The 21991-nt window shown below is 61.7% G+C and carries 20 protein-coding genes and 1 pseudogene; 9 read left to right on the top strand and 12 right to left on the bottom strand.

The genetic code is table 11. The features are described 5' to 3' along the window. Positions 1-7 precede the first annotated feature (7 nt). Positions 8-259: a HypC/HybG/HupF family hydrogenase formation chaperone gene (locus EII23_RS07210; protein ID WP_124792717.1), complete on the bottom strand. Its 252-nt coding sequence runs from the start codon at positions 257-259 to the stop codon at positions 8-10. Positions 260-490: 231 nt separating this feature from the next. Between EII23_RS07210 and EII23_RS07205 the strand changes: the two genes are divergently transcribed. Continuing rightward, complete coding sequence (locus EII23_RS07205) at positions 491-3784, top strand: S8 family serine peptidase (protein WP_185702330.1); 3294 nt, start codon at positions 491-493, stop codon at positions 3782-3784. Positions 3785-3867: 83 nt separating this feature from the next. Here EII23_RS07205 and EII23_RS12915 read toward each other — a convergent pair whose 3' ends face one another. From EII23_RS12915 to EII23_RS07170, 8 genes are all read right to left on the bottom strand, one after another. Further along, entirely contained in the window at positions 3868-4020 is a 153-nt protein-coding gene (locus EII23_RS12915; RefSeq protein WP_185702329.1) for a hypothetical protein, read from the bottom strand. Between the two features lie 23 nt (positions 4021-4043). Beyond that, positions 4044-5258, bottom strand: coding sequence for a sulfate respiration complex protein HmcC (gene hmcC / locus EII23_RS07200; RefSeq protein WP_124792715.1), 1215 nt, complete (start codon positions 5256-5258; stop codon positions 4044-4046). Beyond that, positions 5259-6389 (bottom strand): 4Fe-4S dicluster domain-containing protein, encoded by a 1131-nt coding sequence (locus EII23_RS07195; RefSeq protein ID WP_124792714.1) that lies wholly within the window; start codon positions 6387-6389, stop codon positions 5259-5261. A gap of 25 nt (positions 6390-6414) precedes the next feature. Further along, positions 6415-7386 carry a cytochrome c3 family protein gene (locus EII23_RS07190; RefSeq protein ID WP_124792713.1) on the bottom strand — a complete coding sequence of 324 codons (972 nt, stop codon included), beginning with the start codon at positions 7384-7386 and terminating at the stop codon, positions 6415-6417. Between the two features lie 235 nt (positions 7387-7621). Next, positions 7622-8551 carry a tRNA (adenosine(37)-N6)-dimethylallyltransferase MiaA gene (gene miaA / locus EII23_RS07185; RefSeq protein WP_124792712.1) on the bottom strand — a complete coding sequence of 310 codons (930 nt, stop codon included), beginning with the start codon at positions 8549-8551 and terminating at the stop codon, positions 7622-7624. Further along, entirely contained in the window at positions 8552-9091 is a 540-nt protein-coding gene (gene coaD / locus EII23_RS07180; protein ID WP_124792711.1) for a pantetheine-phosphate adenylyltransferase, read from the bottom strand. It lies immediately after the preceding gene. A gap of 53 nt (positions 9092-9144) precedes the next feature. Then, the gene (rsmD, locus tag EII23_RS07175; protein WP_124792710.1) at positions 9145-9729 is read right to left on the bottom strand and encodes a 16S rRNA (guanine(966)-N(2))-methyltransferase RsmD; all 585 of its coding nucleotides are present in this window, start codon (positions 9727-9729) and stop codon (positions 9145-9147) included. Positions 9730-9738: 9 nt separating this feature from the next. Continuing rightward, positions 9739-11343, bottom strand: coding sequence for an MBL fold metallo-hydrolase RNA specificity domain-containing protein (locus EII23_RS07170; protein WP_124792709.1), 1605 nt, complete (start codon positions 11341-11343; stop codon positions 9739-9741). Positions 11344-11592: 249 nt separating this feature from the next. On the opposite strand from EII23_RS07170, the gene EII23_RS07165 reads away from it, so the two are divergent. From EII23_RS07165 to EII23_RS07155, 3 genes are all read left to right on the top strand, one after another. After that, positions 11593-12261 (top strand): TIGR00730 family Rossman fold protein, encoded by a 669-nt coding sequence (locus tag EII23_RS07165; RefSeq protein WP_124792708.1) that lies wholly within the window; start codon positions 11593-11595, stop codon positions 12259-12261. 80 nt (positions 12262-12341) lie between these two features. Then, the gene (locus EII23_RS07160; protein ID WP_124792707.1) at positions 12342-12809 is read left to right on the top strand and encodes a nucleoside deaminase; all 468 of its coding nucleotides are present in this window, start codon (positions 12342-12344) and stop codon (positions 12807-12809) included. Continuing rightward, positions 12809-14323 carry a fused MFS/spermidine synthase gene (locus tag EII23_RS07155; protein ID WP_124792706.1) on the top strand — a complete coding sequence of 505 codons (1515 nt, stop codon included), beginning with the start codon at positions 12809-12811 and terminating at the stop codon, positions 14321-14323. The genes EII23_RS07160 and EII23_RS07155 overlap by 1 nt, the downstream gene beginning before the upstream one ends. A 6-nt stretch (positions 14324-14329) precedes the next feature. Here EII23_RS07155 and EII23_RS07150 read toward each other — a convergent pair whose 3' ends face one another. Then, on the bottom strand, positions 14330-14620 hold the full coding sequence (locus EII23_RS07150; RefSeq protein WP_124792705.1) for a hypothetical protein: 291 nt from the start codon (positions 14618-14620) through the stop codon (positions 14330-14332). A 146-nt stretch (positions 14621-14766) separates the two neighbouring features. Here EII23_RS07150 and EII23_RS07145 point away from each other — a divergent pair, with 146 nt between their 5' ends. After that, the gene (locus tag EII23_RS07145; protein ID WP_124792704.1) at positions 14767-14997 is read left to right on the top strand and encodes a hypothetical protein; all 231 of its coding nucleotides are present in this window, start codon (positions 14767-14769) and stop codon (positions 14995-14997) included. Between the two features lie 24 nt (positions 14998-15021). Beyond that, entirely contained in the window at positions 15022-15303 is a 282-nt protein-coding gene (locus tag EII23_RS07140; protein ID WP_124792703.1) for a hypothetical protein, read from the top strand. Positions 15304-15344: 41 nt separating this feature from the next. On the opposite strand, the gene ggt is transcribed toward EII23_RS07140, so the two are convergent. Continuing rightward, positions 15345-16988 carry a gamma-glutamyltransferase gene (gene ggt / locus EII23_RS07135; protein ID WP_260424634.1) on the bottom strand — a complete coding sequence of 548 codons (1644 nt, stop codon included), beginning with the start codon at positions 16986-16988 and terminating at the stop codon, positions 15345-15347. A 303-nt stretch (positions 16989-17291) separates the two neighbouring features. Here ggt and EII23_RS07130 point away from each other — a divergent pair, with 303 nt between their 5' ends. The 3 genes from EII23_RS07130 (at position 17292) to EII23_RS07120 (ending at position 21742) form a co-directional block, all read left to right on the top strand. After that, a complete protein-coding gene (locus EII23_RS07130; protein ID WP_124792702.1) occupies positions 17292-19763 on the top strand; it encodes a glycyl radical protein in 2472 nt (823 codons plus the stop codon). A gap of 147 nt (positions 19764-19910) precedes the next feature. After that, entirely contained in the window at positions 19911-20807 is an 897-nt protein-coding gene (locus EII23_RS07125) for a glycyl-radical enzyme activating protein (protein WP_124792701.1), read from the top strand. A gap of 47 nt (positions 20808-20854) precedes the next feature. Further along, positions 20855-21742: an NAD(P)-dependent oxidoreductase gene (locus EII23_RS07120; RefSeq protein ID WP_124792700.1), complete on the top strand. Its 888-nt coding sequence runs from the start codon at positions 20855-20857 to the stop codon at positions 21740-21742. A gap of 164 nt (positions 21743-21906) precedes the next feature. Here the strand turns inward: EII23_RS07120 and EII23_RS07115 are convergent. Further along, positions 21907-21991: pseudogene (locus tag EII23_RS07115) on the bottom strand (IS5/IS1182 family transposase); the annotation flags it as partial.

Below are 21991 nucleotides of genomic sequence, written 5' to 3'. Positions count from 1 at the left end.
CGTTTTGTCAGAAAGAAGGGGGCGCGCCTTCCAGGGCTTCGGCCAGGTCGCGCAGGGCTGCAAGGCTTTCCTGGGCTTCCTGGGGCGTCATGGTGTGCATGGCAAAACCCGCATGCACAATGACATAATCGCCCACCTGCGGCGGTTCCGGCAAAAGCATGACGGAGGCTGTGAGAAAGGTTTCGCTTTCGCCCACGCGCACGCGGGCCATGCCTTCTCCCTGAAGTTCCTCGATACGGGCGGGGATGGCGAGACACATGGCGGTTTGCCTCCTTATCTGTCTGATTGTGGACGCGGAATACCGGAAAGTCAAGGCAAGGATGCGCGCCGCAACTGCGGAGCCGGGGCAGGAATGCGCGTGCAGCGGCTTGTCATGCCGGGCATGCATGACGTATGGATGCAAAAAGCAACACCGGATTCCGCGCCCGCGGGCGTCCGCGTGAGCGTCCGTGGGAAAAAACCGAGAGGCCGGAGGCAATCTGGAGGAAATATGCCGCTGTTTTTCTTCATCCTTTTGGGGGGCCTTTTCCGAACCTTTTTTCCAACAAGGAGAACGCGTTCGGTCGCGCGCCTCTGCCGCGCCGTGGGTGGGGGGCCAGTCCTGCTGCTTCTGCTTGCCGTGGCTCTGCCAATTCCGGCCGCGGGGGCCACCGCAGACAGCTTCAGAACAGAAGAATACCGCAGGAGCACAGGGCTGGACTTTCTCCGCGCGGCAGAGGCCTATGCTCTGGGCTTCACCGGCGCGGGCGTGACGCTGGGCATCATTGACTCTGCTGTGCGCGCTGACCATCCCGAACTGGCCGGTAAGGTCAGGGGCATGACCCTGCCGTTGGATAAAAGTACCGGCCAGACCTATGTGCCCAACTGGGCGGATGACGATCACGGCAGCCATGTGGCGGGCATCATGGCGGCTGCGCACGACGGCCGGGGCATGCACGGCGTGGCCTTTGACGCCAACCTGTTTTCGGTCGCTATCCTCGGAGGCAGTGGGGGGGCGGACGAGGGACTTCAGGCGCCGGCCGTTGAGGCCCTGTTTGCCGCGCGTCCGGAGGTTCGCATCATCAACAACAGTTGGGGCGGTAGTGAATATCCCACCCTCGACGGCCAGGATACCCTTGAATATGCTCACGAATTGTTCCAAGATAATTCCAACTCCACGCTGCGTGAGCTGACCCGGCTCAACCTGCATGACAAGGTCAGTGTGTTCGCGGGAGGCAATGAGAGCAAGGCGGCGCCTTGTTTCGAAAGCATGCTGCCGCGCTATTTTCCGGAATTGAGGGCTTGGGTCAACGTTGGTTCCCTGGACACAAAAGGCATTGCCACGGCGGCGGACGGAACCCGCACGGTGAGTCCCACCGGAGTCAGTCGGTTCAGCTGTCTGGCGGGGGACGCGGCCCTGTGGACAGTGTTTGCCCCCGGCAGCGACATCTATTCTTTGCACTCCTCCGACAACGGCTATGCGTACCTCAGTGGAACCAGCATGGCCGCGCCCTATGTGAGCGGAACCTTGGGGCTGGTGGCCCAGGCCTTTCCCTGGATGACCGGCAAGCAACTGGCCGATGCCGTGCTGACCACAGCGGACGATACCTTCGCTGCGCCGGACTATCTTGTCCAGTACAGGTGTGATGATGACGGCCGGCTCGAAAAGCTTGTTGTGACCGGAGTCGATGGTGGAGCGATCCCGAGTCCGGAGGTTCTCAAGCAGGCCATTGCGGAGGCCTCCTATCCCGATGACGTGAAGGAGGTTTTGGGAGAACTGGTGGATGCCGGGGAGATAGAGACGCGATTCCTGTCCCGGTGGGAAGTTTTCGGGCAGGGCTTTCTGGACGCGGGCAAGGCCGTGCGCGGCATTGCCCGTCTGGACGCCAACCGCATGACGGCTGCCGATGTGCGCTCCCTGCCCGAACTGGACAGCGTCAGGAAGGACGCGCTGGAGACTTTTGACACCAAAGGCTATTTTGCCGAATTCAGCAATGACATAGACGAGCGGAAGTGGGATGATGGCTGGCACCATCCTGATTTTCGATCCGATGCTGCGGGCGACAGCAATGCAAACGCCAAGGCACTGGAAGACAAGGATATTGGCCTGCGCAAAATCGGCGCGGGTCTGCTGGTGCTCAGCGGCTCCAACGACTATACCGGGGCAACCGTGGTGGAGGGCGGTTCTCTGGGCATAAGCAGAAGGGCTGACGGCAGCGGCGGAGAACTGATCAACAGCGATGTGGTGGTGCGCCAGGGCGGCACGCTGCTGGGCGACGGCAAAATACACAAGCAGGTTGTGAACACGGGCACGGTTGCTCCGGGCTATGGCGGCACAACGCTTGAGGTGGGAACCTATGTGCAGAAGCCAGAGGGCGTTCTGCGCATCAGCATGGCTCCCGACGGGCGGCATGCCGTGCTCAAGGCGGATACCGCGGAGCTTGACGGAAGCCTGCATCTTGCTCCCACGCCGGCCTTTTATCCTGACGGCTATACGCAAGCGGTGCGCAGTGTGGAGGCGGGCAACCTCATTGGCACGTTTGCCAATGTGGGCGTCACGTCGTTGTCGCCCACGCTGACGTTCAGCCTGGTTTCCAGTGACGACAAAGGGGCGGCTACTGTGGCGCTGCGGCGCGCGGCCGATGCCTACAGCCGCCATGCCCACAGCGCCACGACCGCTGATGTGGGGCGCGCCTTGTCCCGGGTGGCCGGGCAGGCCACGGGCGACATGCGCAATCTGCTCCAGGCCCTGGACTGGAGTGATGCCTCGGGGAGCGGCATTGAACCGGCTCTGGAACAGTTGAGCCCCGCTGGCTACGATGCCGTTGCGCGGGCGGGCCTGGAGGTGCAGCAGCAGGCCAATCTGCTTTTTGCCCAGCGCCTTGTGGGAGTGGCTCCTCCTGTGGCCGGCGTGGGCACAGGCGTGTCCGGCGGCGATGGAACTTCAAGCTGGCAGGCATGGGCCATGCCCTTTGGCAGCTACAGCCAGGTCAACGGCGAAGGCTCCTCGGCAAGCCAGGTTTCCTCCGGCGCGGGAGTGGCCCTTGGCCTTGAGCGCCTGTGGGACAGCGGTTTCTCCGCGGGGCTGGACGTGGCGCTTTCCGGCCGCCGCACACAGTTGCGCAACGGAGGCGAAATCACCACGACAAGTCAGGCCGTCTCCCTTGGCGGGCATCTGCGTTTCGCGCCGCAGCGGTGGGACGGGGCCTATGTCATGGGGCTGGCCCGTGTGGGCGTTGAAGACACGCAGATGCGGCGTACCGTCAGATTTAACGGGTATGAGCGCAGCCATGACAGCCGCTGGACAGGGTATACGGCGGATTTTCTTGCGGGCGGCGGCAAGGACTGGGCCTGGCTGACTCCGTGGGGCCGCATGGATGCGGGGCCGCTTGTCTGGCTGGAATACAGCCTGAATATGCGCCCAGGCATTACGGAAAAGGGCTTCGGAGCCTCCGCCCTCAAACTGGATGCCGCCACTGTGGACAACCTTTCTTTTGTGCTGGGCGGCCATGCGGATTTTGCGCGGGAACTGGGCAACAGCACACAGCTTGCCTGGGGTCTTCTTGCCGGCTGGCGGCACGACGCGCTTGCGGGCTCTGCCTGCAGCCAGGCCAGATTCAAGGAGTATAACGTAAAGTTTGAAAGTCGTTCAGAACTGCCGGGTCAGGACGCCCTGCTGGCCCAGGCCCGTCTGCGTGCCACTCATGCCAGCGGGTTTTTTGCCCAGGCGGAACTGGGCGCGAAGCTTTTCCGCACGCGCAGTTTTTCGTGCTCGGGCGGCATCAGCCTCGGTCTCGAATTTTGAGACGGCCAGGCGGGGGGGCTGTACGGCCACGGGGCCGGAACCGCAAGGTTCCGGCCCCGTGGCGTTTGGGAGGCCGTTACGGCCTAGTGGCTGTCGGTATTGTTGCCCCGCCCCTTTTTGGAGGGGAAGAGCACGAAGTTCCAGTACAGCACATAGAGGGGCAGCACAATGAACATCATCACATACGCCCAGCTCTTGGTGTAGAGGAAGTAGTCATAGAACGTGTAGAAGTGCATGATATTCTCCTCGCGTATGCGGTTTAGTGCTCGTCCCTGAAGTGCGGGTGTTCATACAGCACCGGCATGTTGTAGACGATGAAGCGATACGCCGTCACGATCATGGTCACTACAAACATGGAGATGCAGATTTCCCAGATACTGGGGAAATAGCGCTCCGCCGAGGGCAGATCGTAGTTGAAGGCGATCATGGACACGTTGAAGCGGTTGAGCACAATGCCCAGCACTGCATTTGCCGCGGCAAAGCGGCACAGGCCGAGGCTGCGCTCGCGCGCGCCCTTGGCATAGAGCAGGGCGGGCAGCAGAACGAAGCCCAGCATTTCCAGCAGCCACCATGCCCCGTAGCCCGTGAACAGGTAGGGGATGTTGGCCTGCACCAGCATGTCGATGAGCTTGAGCATGAAGTAGGCAAAAAGGATGAACGAGGCGGCTCTGGCAAAGCTGAAGGTCACCTGATCCGCTTCGCGCAAATGTGTCTTGTCCATATAGTGGTGCACGCCCCTGTGGGCGAGCATGCCCTCAAAAATGACCATGGACGCGCCCGCTGCCATGGAACTGACAAAGAAGAACATGGGAATGAAGGGCGAGTACCACAGCGGGTGCAGCTTGCCGGGGGCGATGAGATAGAGCGCGCCCAGCGAGGACTGGTGCAGGGTGGAGAGGGTCACGCCGAAGATGGTCAGGGGAATGGTGCACTTGATGACAAGGTTGCGCCACTTGATGAGCCAGGGATACTGGCAGGACAGCCACTCCATGGGCGCCACCGAAAACTCGATAAAGAGCACGGTGACGTAGGTGGCTACGCACAGGCCCACTTCAAAGAGCACGGACGTGGTGCCGGGAAAGAAGAACATGAAGGGCAGCCGCAGGGGATGGCCCAGATCGTAGAGCAGGGCAATGACCACGAAAAGATAGCCCAGAAAGGCCGTGGTGATGGCCGGGCGCACTGCGGAATGAAAGTGCTTCACGCCCATGATGTAACAGGCCACTGTGGTGAAGTAGCCGCCCGCCGCCAGGCACACGCCGCACAGAAGGTCAAAGCCGATCCAGAGTCCCCAGGGCTGGTTGTCGCTCAGGTTGGTGACCGAGCCGATGCCCATGGTAAAGCGGATGACCGTGAGAACCAGCCCCACCGTCAGAATGATGCCGGTAATGATGTTGCCCGGTGTGGGCGTCAGGAACTCGCCGATATTGAACAGCCTGCTCCTGGTGGGAATGACAATGCTGTGGTTTTCCATTTACTTATCCTCCCCGTGTTCCTGGCGACACGCCGCCTCCCTGGCCCTGAGGGCTTCGGTCATGGCGCGGCGGGCGGTATCTGCGGCGCCCGGCCCCTGGGTTTCCTCAATTTTGCGCACGGCCGCGTCAACAGCCGCGGCCACATCGTCCCTGGCCTCCCTGACATGCTTTTCCTGCTCGGCCTTGTACATGGCCTCGCGGCGCTTGCTGATGGCGTAGGCTCCGCCAAAGAGCACAGGCCAGAAAGCCACGATCATGGGCACGGCTCCCAGCGCGCCGTACGTCAGCTCGCCGATGGGGCGGTTGCCGAGGTGGGCGTCCAGATCGAGCTGCTTGAGTTCGTCGCCCTTGTCCGCAGCCGCGTCTGATGCCGCAAGCGGGGATTTGCCCTTGTCCTCCGCCCCGGAGGACAGCGGAACAGCCGGAGCCAGCACCATCCATGCCGTGCCGCCGGCATCGGATTCGCCGTAGACATAGTTGACGTATTTTCCGGGATTGTCGGCAATGCGCGCCCGCGCGATACGGAGCAGGTCGCTGCGCCGGCCGAAGGTCAGGGCTTCCATGGGGCAGGCTTCCACACAGCCGGGCAGCTTGCCTTCCTTGAGGCGGTGTTCGCAGAATGTGCACTTCTGCACCAGAGGGTCAAAGGCTTCGTCATACTGGAAGCCGGGCACATAGAAAGGACAGGCGATCATGCAGTACCGGCAGCCCACACACTGCGAACCTTCGTACGAAACGCGCCCGTCAGGCTCTTTTTTGAAGCATTTGGCAAAACAGGCCGAGGCGCAGGCCGGGTCGTTGCAGTGAAAACACTGGAGCTTGCGGAACACGTCCTTGCCGTTGACCGTGTACTTGTTGACCACGGTCCATTCGTAGGCCGTGGTACGGCGTTTGTCGCCCGTTACCGAAAGGTCGGAAAAAGGCTTCTGGGGCTTGGGCAGGTTGTTGACGATATTGCAGGCCTCTTCACACTTGCGGCAGCCGATGCAGCGGGTGGTGTCGTGCAGCACGGCATAGCTGTCGGCATAATAGGGAAAGGTGTGCACACCGGCCTCGGCCACCTTGGCTGTGCTCAATGCCGAGAGAACACCCGCGCTTCCCATGAAAGTCAGGAATTTTCTGCGATTCATATACATTCTCCGTGCAGTTGGGCTGTTACGGACGAGCCTTGTGGCAGGTGGTGCAGTCGGTATTTCGCGGACGCGCCACTTGCATGCCCTGATGGCAGCCCATGCATTGCAGATGGTAGGCGGCCTTGAGGTTGGGGCGTCCGCTGTTTTCGGCATTGGTATCCTTGGCGTGGCAGCTGCCGCACTTGGGAGGCGTGGCCGAAAGCGGACTTCTGTGGTGGCAGGTGGCGCACAGGGTTTCCGGCTTGTTGTGGAAGGCCTGGGCCAGCTTGTCGTCCTTGATGCGCTCCATGAGAGAGTCAATGTGGCGCCGGTGGGTGAACGTGCTGGGCTCGTACTGGTCGGCCAGCGCGTCGATGGTCACCTTGTAGGGGGCCTGCAAGGGCGTGAGAAGCTGCACGGGCTTGCGCGCGAGCACGGTTTCCGTTGCCAGGGCGTCTTTCTGGTGGAAGGGGAGCTTGTCTGCCGCGCCCATGCGCATCTGCTGCGCAGTCATGGAGGGCGTGACGTTGTGACAGGTGGCGCACCAGTCTTCCTTGCGCTGCGGGGTCACAATGCTGTGGCAGCCCGCGCACTCGCGGCGCTCTTTGGTTTGCCGCTCATGGCAGCTCACACAACTGGACGGGGTGATGCCCTTGGCGCGCTTGGCAATGTTGGTGGCGTGCATGGCCCGTTCGAGCGTGACGAACTTGCCTTCGGCCTTGCCCTCGACCGTGTGACAGCTGCTACAGGACACGGGATCGCCCGTGTGGTGGCAGGTTTCACAGGGTTCGATCTTTTTCTCGTGGATAAGGTGGTTGAACACCACGGGTTTCATGCCCGCACCCACGGGACTGGGCTTTGAACTGACCGGAAACATGACAATGGCCGATGGTGCGCCGCTGTCTGTCGGCTCCAGGGCTGCGGGCGCGGCCGCAGCGTATCCCGGCGCAGTCAGACACGTCGCGCCCGCCAGGGCCAGAGCCGCCAGCAGAAGCAATGATGTGCCGTTCCTCATGTGCTTGTCCTTTTGTATTCCAGACATTTCCCCAATGCCCGCCGCATGGCGCGACGGGATTCCTCCGGCTCCTGCGATCCTTGCTGCGCAAGGATTACGGACTGGGCTACCATACCTCAACGAACGGGCTACGTCAAGGAGGGGGCGGGATTGAAAGACCTTCTCGGCAAAGGGCACAGAAGGCTTTGGGAAAATTTTCATCAGTTTTGCCCGCCGCCGTGTGCGCCCGAAACTGTCAGCGGGGGCCGGGCCACAGGCTGCGCGCAAGGGCAACCGCGTTTTGGGGGGCGTCGGGGGCGATCCAGCGGGCTTCGGGCCGCGCCCGGAACCAGGTGATCTGGCGTTTGGCATAGCTGCGGGTATGGTGCAGCCAGAGGGCGCGGCACTGCCCAAGGTCAAGGCGGCCCTTCAGGTGGGCCAGCAACTCGGCGCAGCCGATGCCCGACCATCCGGGCGCGCTTGCGTCGTCGCAGGCCTTGAGGGCGCGGCGGGCCTCGTCAACGGCTCCGGCTTCCAGCATGAGGTCAAGCCTGCGCGCCAGGCGCGGTTCCAGCCAGGCAAGGGAGGCGTCCAGAACCAGCAGGGGGCCTGCGCAGGGCGCGGGCGACATGGCGTTTTCGTGCCACCAGGTGAAGGTGCGCCCCGTACCGCGCCAGACTTCCAGAGCGCGGACAATGCGCTGCCTGTCGTTGGGGTGGATGCGCGCCGCATAGGGGGGATCGGCCTGTGCCAGTTCCGCGTGCAGGGGGGCCGGGCCGCGTTCTTCCATCTCTTGGGTCAGAGCTGCCGTCAGGCAGGGGTCCACAGGAGGGATCAGGGCCATGCCGCGCAGCAGGGCCTGAAAATAGAGCCCCGTGCCGCCCACCAGCAGCGGTACCCGGCCGCGTCCAAGAATTTCGCGCGCCGCGCGCGTGGCGGCCTCGGCCCAGATTCCGGCGCTGATTTTTTGCCCGGTGGGCAAAAATCCGTAAAGATGGTGCGGGCAGGCGGCCTGCTCCTCCGGCGAGGGCTGGGCCGTTGTCAGGGGAAAATCCGCGTAGACCTGACGCGAGTCGGCGTTGATGACTTCGCCGCCCAGAGCTTCGGCCAGGGCCAGAGCCGTGGCTGTTTTGCCCGAACCGGTGGGACCGGCCAGGCAGATCACGGGCAGGGGGCAGGGCGGCATTCAGTCCACCCGGAAGCCGCCAAAGGGGGCCGCCAGGCAGGGCGTTCCCTGCCGCACGCCGCCTTCCCGGTATTTTTGCTCCAGGGCCTGCCGCACGTTTTCCGGCACAAGGCCCGTGATGTCCGCGCCGTGGCTGGCTGCGGACTTGACAATGGTGGAACTGATGAACAGCCATTGGTAATCGGTCATGAGAAAGACGGTCTGGATATGCCGCTGCAGCCGCCGGTTCATGAGCGCCAACTGGAATTCGTATTCAAAATCCGAGGCCGCGCGCAGACCGCGCAGCAGGGCGCAGGCTCCACGGCTGGCGGCGTATTCCACCGTCAGGCCCGAAAAGGGGGCCACCTCCACCTGCGTCTCGCCTTTCAAGGCTTCCCTGGCCATGGCCACCCGCTCCTCATGGCTGAACAGGGGCCTTTTGGGCGTATTGTCGGCCACGGCCACGATAATGCGGTCAAAGACCTGGCAACTGCGCCGGATCAGGCTCATGTGTCCGTTGGTCAGGGGGTCGAAGGTGCCCGGATAGATTGCCGTTCTCATAACAATTTTCCTGTCCGGAGGTTTTTGCGCGCGCACGGGCCGCGATTTTTTTGTTATTTCTCCCGTGCGGGCGCGTCAGCAAAAGGGCCGGGCAGCGTCCAGATGCAGATGCGTGTCTGCCCGAAAAGACGCTGCGTTTCCGGCCTGAGGGCTTCGGGGGCGGGGAGGGGAGCGTCTTTTTCTATCTCGGCGGTGACAAAGGCTCCCGCAGCAAGCCAGCCGTTTTTGACCAGCAGGCGCAGGGCGGGTTCCGCCAGATTTTTTCTGTAGGGCGGGTCCATGAAAATCAGGTCGTACGGCTGTGGCGGCGAACGCCGCAACACGCGCAACACATCGTCCTCCACAAGGCGGACGCTCTGTTCAAGCCCCAGGGCGGCGGTATTCTCTTTGAGGCAGCGCAGGGCCTGCGGGGCCATTTCCACCAGCAGGGCATGGGCCGCGCCACGGCTCAGCGCCTCAAAGCCCAGGCTCCCGCTGCCCGCAAACAAGTCCAGCACCCGCGCCGCGTCCCAGCAAAGCCCGCGGGCCTCCAGCATGGAAAAAAGCGCCTCGCGGGTTTTGCCCATGGCCGGGCGATACCCTTCCCCTTCTGCGGTTTTCAGCCTGCGTCCCCCCAGGCGTCCGGCAATGATACGCATGGGCCCTGCCTACATGCGGGAGAGCGTGCGGGTGAGGGCGTAGTCCAGCTTTTCCAGAGCCTCCTGCACGTCTGTCTGCTCCACCCAGGGGCGGGCGTGCATACTGTCCATTTTTGTTTTGAGCATGCCCCATTTGCGTTCCAGCTCGCCGGTGAGGAAATCCCAGTTCACACGGGGCTGGGCCGGCGCCGTGTGGCGCACCGGCTCATCAGCGGGCGTGAGCTGCAGTTCCTCATGGTGCACGGGAATGAAGGGTGTGACGCCGAAGCGCTGCTGTATGAGCCCGGCCAGGGTGGCCTGGGCGCCATTATCGCCGTGCACAAGCACCACCTTCACCTTGTCGTGCACAAGGGGGGCCAGCCAGTCCTGCAACTGGCTCTGCCCGGCATGGGCGGAAAAACCGTTGATGGTGACGATACGGGCCGCGATTTCGGTGTCTTCACCGAACAGGGTGATTTTTTTGGCCTTGTTCACAATGGAGCGGCCGGGGGTTCCCATGGCCTGGTAGCCCACAAAAACAATGCTTGCGCCGGGCTTCCAGATATTGTGGCGCAGGTGGTGGCGCACCCGTCCCGCATTGCACATGCCGCTGGCCGAAATGATGATGGCCGGGCCCTTGTGGTCGTTGATGGCCCGTGATTCCTCCACCGACAGAGTGTAGCGCAGATTGGGCAGAGAAAAGGGGTTCTCGCCGTTGCAGAGCAGGTCTTTGGCGTCGTCATCAAAAAGATTGCAGTGCTGCTCGAAGACCTTGGTGGCGCGGATGGCCAAGGGGCTGTCCACAAAAACGGGCATGTCTTCGGGCAGTTTGCCCTCCCTGTTGAGAGCGTGCAGGCAGTAGAGGACTTCCTGTGCGCGCTCCACGGCAAAAGCGGGGATGATGACCTTTTCGCCCTTGCCGTAGCTGTAGGCAATGGCCTGGGCCAGCTCGTCCACGCTGACCTCTTTGCTTTTGTGGTCGCGGTCGCCGTAGGTGGACTCCATGAAAACATAGTCGGCCTTGGGCGGGTTTTCCGGATCACGGACAATGAGCGACTGGGGGCGGCCGATATCGCCGGAAAAAATCAGGCTGACGGTTTTGCCGTTGTCGTTGATCTCGATGCGCAGCGTGCCCGAACCCAGAATGTGCCCGGCATCGTAATAGACAACGCGGATGCCGGGAGCGGGCTCAAAGGGGGTATGGTAGTCCACCGTGTGGAAAAGGGTGGAGGTTTTTTGCGCGTCCTCCGTGGTGTAGAGGGCATCCGGAGGATTGCTGAGGCCGCGCCGCTGGTATTTTCTGGCTTCCCACTGGGCTTCCATTTCCTGAATATGGGCGCTGTCCTGCAGCATGATGTCCAGAAGCTCGCTGGTGGCTCTGGTGCAGTAGACGGGATTGGAATAGCCCTCGCGCACCATCCTGGGCAGCAGGCCCGAATGGTCGATATGGGCGTGGGTGAGAAGAACAAAGTCAATATCTGTGGGGCGGTAGACTTCGGTTTCGCGGTTGCGTTTTTCAATGGCCTTGTTGCCCTGATGCATGCCGCAGTCGACACAGAAGCGTTTTCCGCAGGCCTCGAGCATGTAGCAGGAGCCGGTCACTGTTTGCGCTGCTCCCAGAAATTGGACCTTCATACGTTCTCCAGTGAGGGGTGAGGCCCGCGCGCGGCGCGGCGGGCGAAATGTTTCTGTAGCCGCAAGTTTTGTGCAGCGTCAAGCAAGGCGCGGCAGAGCCGGGCCGCAGCCGTGGCGGATTGCCTTTGCCTGCGGCTGCGGCTATAGAGAAAACGGCGTTTCTGATGTTGTCCCCGTTTTTCCGCGCGCTTGTGGCGGTTTTGGGGGGGCGGCAAAAAGAACAGGCAAACAGGACAACAAGGAGACCCCATGCCCGAATTGCAACAGAATATTGTGGATGATCTTGCCTCTGTGACCACCGAGTCCTGGCGCACTTTCCGGATCATGTCCGAAATGGTGGGGGCGCTGGATGTGCTCAACGCGCTCACCGTGAACTGCATTTCCATTTTTGGCTCCGCCCGAAGCACGCCGGACTCCAAGACCTATCAGGATGCGGAAAAGATCGCCCGCATGCTGGTGCAGGAGGGCTTCGGCATTATCACGGGCGGCGGCCCCGGCGTCATGGAGGCGGCCAACAAGGGCGCCACCGAGGCGGGCGGTGTTTCCGTGGGCCTGCACATCCATCTGCCGCACGAGCAGGGCTGCAACCCGTATGTGAAAACGCGCTGCGACTTCCGCTATTTTTTCATCCGCAAGTTCATGTTTGTCAAATACGCCATGGCCTATGTGGTCATGCCCGGCGGCATGGGCACTGTTGACGAGCTTGCCGAAGCCTTTGTGCTGGCCCAGACCGGGCGCACGCGGCCCTTCCCCATCATCCTGTACGATTCCGGATACTGGAAAGGGCTTGTGGACTGGCTGCGCACGAGCATGGCTGGCAATGGCTACATCCGCGAAGCGGAGATCGATAAGCTGGTGACCGTTTGCGACACGCCGGAAGAAGTTGTCCGGCATTTGTGCAGGATCGTCATTCTCTAGGCGTGTGCGGGGCCGTGCGGGCGTTTTTTCCCGCAGGGCCCCGCACGGCCCCGCCTCCCGGTCAAACATGGGACGGCCTGATGGCTCTGGCCCTGGCTGAAGCCGAATCTGCGGGCGCTGCGGGCGAAGTGCCCGTGGGCGCGGTGGTGGCGGCGGCGGACGGGCGCGTGCTGTCCAGAGCGGGCAATGCGCCACTGGGCCTGTGCGATCCCACGGCCCATGCGGAAATTCTGGCCCTGCGGGCCGCTGCGGCCGTAACGGGCAATTACCGGCTTTCGGGCTGTGTGCTGGTGGTCACGCTGGAACCCTGCGCCATGTGCGCCGCAGCCCTGATCCATGCGCGGGTGGACGGGCTGGTGTACGGAGCGGCCGACCCTCTGGCCGGTGCCGTGATTTCGCGCGGGGAGTATCTGGACGCTCCCCGGGCCAACCACCGCGTCTGGCACATGGGCGGCATATGTTCCCGGCAATGCGCGACCTTGCTGCGCGGTTTTTTTCGCCGCAGGCGTCACGGGGCGCTTGGGGCGACACCAGAAAGGGATGCCTGATGCTTGAAGTGACGGTTTTTCTGGGCGGGGCTCTGGTCATGGTGCTGGAGATGGTGGGGGCCCGTGTGTTGGCCCCCCATGTGGGCACATCGGCCATTGTCTGGACAAGCCTGATCGGCGTGGTGCTCGCCTGCCTGGCCCTGGGGGCCTGGGCGGGCGGACGCCTGGCAGACAAAAATTTTTCGCGGCAGAAATTCGGCCTGATTCTGGCCGGGGCTGGGCTGGGCAGCGCTCTTACGGCCTTGAGCCACGGTCTGGTGGGGGAGATGGCCGGGGCTGTGGGCAACCTCTATCTGGCTGCCGTGCTGGCGGCTGCGGGCGTGTTTGCCCTGCCCGCCTTTTTTTTCGGCATGGTTTCTCCCTGCGCCGTCAGGCTGCGCATGAGCGGGGTGGACACGGCCGGGCGCACGGTGGGCAGGCTGTATGCCCTGTCCACGGCGGGCAGCATCGCGGGAACCTTTCTGGGCGGATTTGTGCTCATTTCCTTTTTCGGCAGCGCCAGCATCCTGTGGGGGGTGGCCGCCTGCACCCTGGGCCTTGCCCTGTGCCATGCGCGGGACTGGCGCAAGGCGCAGGCCCTGCTGCTGGCCGCAAGCTGCCTCATGGCCGTGGGCGCGGACCGGTACGGGCAGTGGCAGGAGCAGAAGGGCACGAGCCATCTGGTGGAAAGCCCCTACAACAGCATCCGCGTTTTTGAGGGCATTGACCACGGCGAGGGGGGGCGGAGGGTGCGCCTGATGGCCACGGACCCCGGCTACAGCCAGTCAGGCATGTATCTGGACGCTCCTGCGGAACTGTATTTTCGCTATACCCGCTACTATGCCCTGGGGCCGCTTTTCGCGCCGGGGGCGCGGCGCGTGCTCATGCTGGGCGGCGGAGGGTATTCGGTGCCCAAGTGGCTGCTGGCCCGGCCGGGGCCGCTTGCGCATTGTGACGACATGCGCCTCACCGTGGTGGAACTGGACCCGGCCATGACGGCCACGGCGCGGCGCTGGTTTGCCCTGCAGGACGATCCGCGCCTGACGGTGCGGCACGAGGATGCCCGCGCCTTTCTGAACCGCCAGAAAGAACAGTATGATCTGGTTTTTGTGGACGTGTTCAACTCGCACTATGCCGTGCCCTTCCAGATGGGCACGCGGGAGGCGGCGGCCGCGCTGCGGCGGGCCGTGGCGCCGGGCGGCGTGCTGCTCATGAATGTCATTTCTGCGGTGGAAGGGGAGGACGGGCGCTTGTTCCAGAGCATATACAATGCCCTGCGCTCCGCTTTTGCCCACGTGCGCGTGTACTGCGTGGGGGGCACGGCCCGGCCCCGGGACGTGGGCAACCTGATGCTGGCGGCCTTTGCCGAGGAGCCTGACGGGGCTGCCGAGGCCGCGTGGGAGAAATCCGCCTCTCCCGCGCTTTTGGCCCTGCTGCGCACGCGCTACCGGGGCAGGCTCGACTTTGCCACGCTGCCCCTGACCGACGATTTCGCACCGGTGGAGCGGTATGCGATCATGCTTTTGCGGCAGTAGGCGAACCTATTTTTCCGCATCGCTTTTTTGCAGGATGCGCCGGATTTTGTTTTTTTCTTCCAGCGTGATGCGCTGTATGATGATGAACGGCCAAACATCGGCCAGCCGCGTGCAGGAAAAATTCTTTCTGCCTTTCAAAAAACACACATAGGCGTTGCCGAGCAGCAACAGGGCAATGCCTGCGACAAGAGGCATGTCTTCGGTATCAATGGGGGCCATTTCGTAAAGAAAATGGCAGAACCAGGCCAGCGCAAGCAGATTGGCCACGGAAATCACGTGGCACAGAATGTCTTTCATGTTTCCTCCTGAAAAAGATATGCCCTGATGTCCCTGTAACGCCTTTTCGCGTTGCGGGCAAATTTTTCGCATCGCGGGTGCAGGCCGCGTCCCTTGCACGGCGGGCCTGTTCTGTTGTAGGCTGCCCGCAAACAGGAGACAGCCGTATGGAACTGCATGGCTTCAGCCCCACGCGCAACGGCGAATACATGCTGCGCATTCTGGGCACAAAGGTTGCCGCTGGCCGGGAACTGACCCTGGTGGAAAGGCTCATGGCCATGACGGCGGCAGGCAGGGTGATGGCTGGCAATTTCGGGCCGGGCCCGGCCGACATGGTTGCCGGCAGTCTGGATTTGCCCGAAAGCGTCAAGGGCATGCTGGCCGACTACGCATCGTGACCCGCGCACTCCGGAGAAACACGCGTGAACGAAAGCATTGACGATCTCACAGTACGGTATGAAGAAAACGGCCAGGTCATCATTGACGAGCTGGACAAGGTCGTGCTGAGCAAGGGAGCCTGGGCCACGGTTCTTTTCCGCTACCGGCAGTGGCAGCCGGAAAAGGACTGCTTTGGGCCGGACATGTATGTCATCCGCCGCTACCGGAAGACCAGAGGCGAATACCGCCAGCAGTCCAAATTCAATATTTCCAGCGCCGAGCAGGCCCGCAAGATTGTGGACGCGCTCACTGCCTGGATAGCCTGATTTTCGGGCACAGCCCCTGCCGTGGCAGCCGTTGCCACGCGCTACAGAGCAGCCGCCAGCCCGTCGCCGCGCGGGTCGCAGGCGCCTTGCCACACGCCGTTTTTGCGCCGAAGCAGCGCACCGGCGTGGCCCATCATCTCCGCATAGTCTTCCACCTGCCGCACCGCATGCCCCCGGGCGCGCAGTTCTTCGGACACAGCCAGCGGGATGCGCCCTTCCAGCTTGAGGTCGTTGGACTCGTCCCCCCAACTGCGACCCAGCAGCCAGCGGGGCGCGGTGACGGCGTCTTGCGGTTCCAGGCCAAAATCCACCATGCGCGTGACCAGGGCGGCAATGGTCTGGGGCTGCCCGTCGCCGCCCATGCTCCCGCAGACCAGCCAGGGTTTGCCGTCTTGCAGGAGCATGGCCGGGGTCAGGGTGTGCAGGGTGCGCTTGCCCCCGCGCAGGCAGTTGACGTGGGAGGCATCAAGGGCAAAGGCGCAGCCCCTGTTTTGCAGGGCAAAGCCCGCGGCCATCACGCCGGAGCCGAATTCGTGGTATATGCTCTGGATAAGGGAAACCGCGTTGCCGGCGGCGTCCACCGCGCCCAGCCAGACCGTGTCGCCGCCGGGCGGCAGGGGAGGCAGGGGGGCTGCCGCCCGGTCCATACGGATGCGCGCTGCCTGCGCGCGCCCGTGCTCGCGGGACAGCAGGCGTGACGCCGGAACGGGAAAAAATTCCGGGTCTGTCAGATAGTGCTGACGATCCAGAAATGCCTCGCGCGTGGCCTCGGCAATGAGGTGGATGTGGTCTGCGCCGCCTTCGGTCAGCGCGGATACGTCCACCTGTTGAAGGATATTGAGAATTTCCAGGGTGGAGATGCCCTGGCTGTTGGGCGGCGGCGTGTGGGCCGTGCAGTGCCGGTAGGACACTTCCAGAGGTTCGGCCCAGTCGGCGCGATGGGCCTTGAGATCCTCCGCCGTGAGCAGCCCGCCCTGCCCGGCAAGGGCCTTTGCGAGCACATGCGCGGTTTCTCCCTGATAAAATTCGTCCGGGCCGTTGGCGGCCAGCCGGTCCAGAGTGGCTGCCAGGCGGGGCTGGCGCAGTACATGGCCCGTGCGGGGCCAGCCGTGGGCGGAGCCAAAGACAGCGCAAAAGTCCTCCCGTTGGGCCAGGGAGGCACTGCCGGGAGCGGTAACCAGAGCCAGGGCGCGGGCCAGAGACGGGCCAACGGCAAAGCCCTCGTGGGCGTAGCGGCGGGCATCGGCCAGAAGGTCGCCCCAGGACAGGGGGGAACGCATGGCCTGCCTGCTCAGCTTGTGGGCCTCGGCCCAGCCGGATACAGCGCCGGGTACGGTAATGGCTGCCAGGGGGCCGCGCTGCGGGATGCGGACCAGCCCCAGGCGCGCGTACACGTCGGGCGCAGCGGCGCGCGCGGCCCGTCCGCTGCCGTTGAGCGCTCTCAGGCGGCCTGTGTCCGCATGGTAGATGAGCCAGAAATTGTCGCCCCCCAAGCCGCACATGTGGGGATATGTCACGCAGAGAACCGCAGCGGCGGCAATGGCCGCATCCACGGCCGTGCCTCCCTGCCGCAGCGCATGGATGCCTGCCTGCGAGGCAAGATAGTGCGGGCTTGTGACCATGCCGTGCAAACCCAGAGGGTTGGCGGCGGCGGACGGGGTGGCAGAGTATGCGGGCTTGTGCACGGCAGCTCCCGGCGTGGATTGTGCTTCTGCACAAAAGCCGCAGAAGCAGTGTTTTTTTGCATCATGCAAAAAAACACATATTGATTTTTTTGTAATATATCAGGTAAATAGTAAATTTTTGTTGTTTTTTTGCAACAGGCTCCATTTTTTTCTCCGGCCCGGAACAAACATTTTTCTGAAAAATTCAAGAAAAGCTATGTGTTATTTTTATGGCACACATAATGCTTTGCTTTCGGGCATGGCATGGGATTGATTTCACAAAAACAGTTCTCCAACCCGATGGAAATTTTTCAGGAGTTTGTCATGAGCCAGTGCGCCTGCATGTCCCCTCAGGAAGAGCGCGTTATCAGCAAGAACATTAACCGCCAAGGGCGTGAACGCATTTACAGGATACTGGAACGCAACCAGTTTACCCTGCCCCATGTGGATGTGGAGCGCGCCAAATACTTTACCGAATCCATGCGCGAAACGGAAGGCGAACTTCTGACCCTGCGTTGGGCAAAAGCCCTCAAGAATGTGGCGGAAAAAATCACCGTCTGGATTACCCCCGACCAACTGCTGGCTGGCCGCGTCGGGAAACTGGGGCGTTACGGTATCCTCTATCCGGAGATTGATGGCGATTTTTACCGGGAGGTTCTGGTTGATCTGGAGCACCGCGACAAGAGCCCTTTCCAGATTTCACAGGAAGATATCAGGACCGTGATGGAAGACATTGCCCCCTATTGGGAGGGCAAGACGTACCATGAGCACCTCAACAAGGTTCTGCCTGCGGAAATCCGCAACGTGACCTATGCTGACGAGCGCGGTCTCAGATCCAAGTTTGTGGTCAGCGAAACATCTTCCTACCGTTCCGCCCTGCAATGGGTTCCGGACTATGAAAAGGTCATCAAGCGCGGCTTCATTGATATCCAGAATGAGGCAAGGGAACGTCTGGCCCGGTTGGATACCGGAAATTCCATAGATATTTGGGACAAGAAGCCTTTTCTTGAAGCCATGATCATCGTTTGTGATGCCATCATGATCTGGGCCGGGCGTCATGTGCAGCTGGCGCGGGAACTGGCCGCCGGAGAAAACGATCCCAAGCGCAAGGCGGAACTTTTGCAGATCGCCGAAATCTGCGAGCGCGTGCCCGCCCATCCCGCCCGCACATTCCGCGAAGCCGTGCAGTGCCAGTGGTTTGTCCAGATGTTTTCACGCATTGAGCAGAAGGCCAGCGCCATTATTTCCAACGGACGCATGGATCAATATCTTTATCCTTTCTACAGAAAAGATATTGCGGAGGGGCGTCTGACCCCCTCTCAAGCCAAGGAACTGCTGGAATGCATGTGGGTGGATATGGCCCAGTTCATCGATCTCTACATCAACCCCACCGGCGTGGAATTTCAGGAAGGCTACGCCCATTGGGAAGCCGTGACCATCGGCGGGCAGACCCGTGAAGGAGAAGACGCCACAAATGATCTGACCTATCTTTTCCTGGAGTCCAAGCGCGAATTTCCGCTCAATTACCCGGATCTGGCCGCGCGCATCCATTCCCGCTCGCCCGAGCGCTTCCTGCACGAGGTGGCCCTGACCATCAAGGACGGTTCGGGTTTTCCCAAGCTCATCAACGACGAGGAAGTGGTTTTTCTGAATACCGTCAAGGGGTGCCCCGTGGAGGAAGCCCTGGACTATGCTGTGTCCGGCTGCACGGAAACCCGCATGCCCAACCGGGATACCTATACCTCGGGCTGCGTCTATGTGAACTTTGCCACCGCACTGGAAATGACCCTGTACAACGGGCGTATGCTTCGTTATGGCGATGAACTGGTAGGGCTGGAAACCGGTGATCCCCTTGGTTTTGCAACATGGGAAGATTTTTACGAAGCTTACAAGGCCCAGCACCTGAATCTGTTGCGCAAGGCTTTCCAGCAGCAGCATGTGGTGGACAAACTGCGCCCGCAACACTTTGCCGCCCCCTTGTCCTCGGTGCTGCACGATCTCTGCATGGAGCACATGCTGGACCTGCACACAGAAAAAATCCCCGGCGGTGTGGACTATTCCTATTTCGAATTTTTGGGATACGGCACGGTGGTGGATTCCCTGGCGGCTGTCAAGAAGCTGGTTTTTGAAGAGAAGAAGCTGAGTCTGGGGGAAGTCATTGACGCCTGCAAGGCTGATTTCAAAGGTTATGAGCCAGTGCGCGAAATGTTGCGCAATGCGCCCTGCTACGGCAACAACCTCCCCTATGCCGATGCCATTGCCAAGGATGTGGATCGCTTCACACAGGTTGAGGCCAGAAAGAGCTCCAGAGAGCGTGGCGTGCATGTGGACGTGCGCTATGTGCCCATCACCTCGCATGTGCCGTTTGGCAAGGTGGTATCGGCAACGCCCAATGGCCGCCATGCTTGGACAGCCCTTTCCGACGGTTCTTCCGCTTCCCACGGCGCGGACAAAAACGGCCCCACGGCAGTGTTGCTGTCCAACTACCATTCCAAGAACTACGGCATGACCAATCGTGCCTCGCGCCTGCTGAACATCAAGCTTTCGCCCAAATGCGTGGCCGGAGACGAAGGTACGGAGAAAATCATCAACCTTGTCCGCACCTGGTGCGACCTCAAGCTGTGGCACCTCCAGTTCAATATCGTGAACCGCGAAACCCTGCTCAAGGCGCAGAAAGATCCGGACAATTACCGGAGCCTGCTGGTGCGCATCGCGGGGTACAGCGCCTACTTCTGCGACCTGTCCCGCGATTTGCAGAACGACATCATTGACCGCACGGAGCACGAGGGCCTTTAGGCCCGGAAGCCTGACCGGGGGAGGATTTTTCTCCCCCGGGAAGCCGGGAGCGCCATACCCGCCTCGGGAACAGGCCACAGCCTTGACCCGTCGGCGCGAAATCCGCGCGGCGGGTATTTGCCCTTCGACAGGGAGAGAGGGTCTTCCATGACGGATACGCAGACAAGCGGCATTGTTTTCAATGTGCAGAAATTCAGTGTGCACGATGGCAAGGGCATCCGTACTCTGGTGTTTCTCAAGGGCTGCCCCTTGCGTTGCCGCTGGTGCAGCAATCCGGAGTCACAGACGCGCGAACCCGAACATGCCTTCAACCCCGGACGCTGCCTGACGGCACAGGTCTGTGGGCGCTGCCTTGCGGCATGTCCCCACGGGGCGCTCAGCCTTGCAGACGGGATGATTCTCCACCACGCGGAAAAATGCCGCCAGTGCTTTTCTTGTGTGCGGGCCTGTCCTTCCGGAGCACAAAGCGTTTATGGTGAAAGGATGACCGTGGGCGCCGTGCTGGACGCGGTGGAAGAGGACGGCGTGTTTTACCACCGTTCCGGCGGTGGCATGACCCTTTCCGGCGGTGAGGCACTCATGCAGCACGAATTTGCCAGTGCCCTGCTGCGCGAGGCCCGCCGCCGCATCAATACCGCCATGGAAACATGCGGCTGCTGTTCGTACGATTGCCTGCGCGAGGCATGTCGGCATCTGGATGGGCTGATCTTTGACATCAAATGCCTGAACCCGCGCAAGCACAAGGGGCAAACAGGCGTGGACAATGTTCTGATTCTGGAGAATTTCCGTCGGCTGTGCGAAGATTTTCCCGATCTGCCCGTCAGGGTGCGCACGCCGGTGGTGCCCGGGTTCAACGACTGCGAGGAGGAAATACGCGCCATACGCACTTTTGTTCCGCACAAGCCCAATATTGAATATGAATTGCTGGCCTACCATCGTATGGGCGAGCCCAAGTATGCCTATCTGGGGCGGCGTTACGAGATGGAGAGGGCTGCCCTGGACGAATCCGCCATGCAACGCCTGCGGGCGATTGCCCAGGCATAGGGTATGTCCGCCTGTCGGTGGTTTGCCATGCACGTAGGGAGACAGACATGAAAATCGGATTTTGGGGCGTCGGGCTCATGGGGGCTCCGTTGGCGCGTCGGCTTGCGGAGGCTGGTTACGCGGTGCTGGCTTGCAGCCGCGAGATGTCCAAAGCGATGTCCGCAGTCGGACAGAAGGGCACAGCGACGACCCGGCGAGAAGATCTGGCGGAGTGCGACATTCTTTTTACCTGTCTGGCTCTTCCGGAGCATGTGCGTTGCGCCGTTGCCGGACCGGCCGGATTGTACGGACGCATGGCTTCCGGCAGCATGCATGTGGAATGCAGCACCATTGATCCGGCGCTGGCCGAAAGCTTGGAAAAAGAAGCTGCTGCCCGCGGCATCGCCTATGTACAGGCGACATTGGGCAAAACCCCCCAGGTGGCGGCCAGGGGCGAAGCACCGATGTTCGTGGGTGGAAAAACAGCGGACAAGGCAAGAATATGGCCGGTGCTCGAAGCTATGGGCCTGCCTGTGGATGTGGGCAGTATCAGGGCCTCCTGCGCTGTGAAGCTCGTCAGCAACTTGGTGGGCATGACCAATCTGGCTGTGCTGGCCGAAGGCATGCGGCTGGGGAGGGAGGCCGGCCTGCCGCAGGATCTGCTGCTGCGGATTCTGATGGATAGCGGCGCACGCAGTTTTCAATTGGAAAACCGTGGTCCCATGATGGCGCAGGGGGATTTCACGCCGCGTTTCCTGTTGCGCCTTGCCCACAAGGACATGCGCCTGGGGTGCGAGATGGCGCGGCAGCAGCGGGTTTTCTGCCCCATAATGGAAGAGGCCCGCACAGCCTATGCCGCTGCCGAGGCGCAGGGCTTGGGAGAGAAGGACTGCGCTGCTGTCAGTGAGCTTGCCTTGACCATGCGCGAAACGGGAAAGCCGGAGGGAGAGGGCTGAGTGTGCAGGTGCTTTGCAGACCGTGCCGCTTTTTTTCAGAAAATACGCAGATAATCTTTCGGCAGACCGCAGGCCTGTGCAAAAAAACACTGAATTCCCTCCTCAGGCGTTGTTTTTTTGCACAGGCTTTTTGATTTTATTTTTATCACAGCTAGATAGTGTCGTCAAATTATAGTTGCCCACAATGAGATGCACCTGATTTGCACGGCGGCAAGGAAGGAAAGGCTTCGTTTTGCGTAGCGCGTAGCG

The sequence above is a fragment of the Desulfovibrio sp. OH1186_COT-070 genome (assembly GCF_003860215.1).
Classification (GTDB): Bacteria; Desulfobacterota; Desulfovibrionia; order Desulfovibrionales; family Desulfovibrionaceae; genus Desulfovibrio.
Note: the sequence above shows the minus strand (reverse complement) of the source record. Positions and strands in the feature narration are given on the sequence as shown.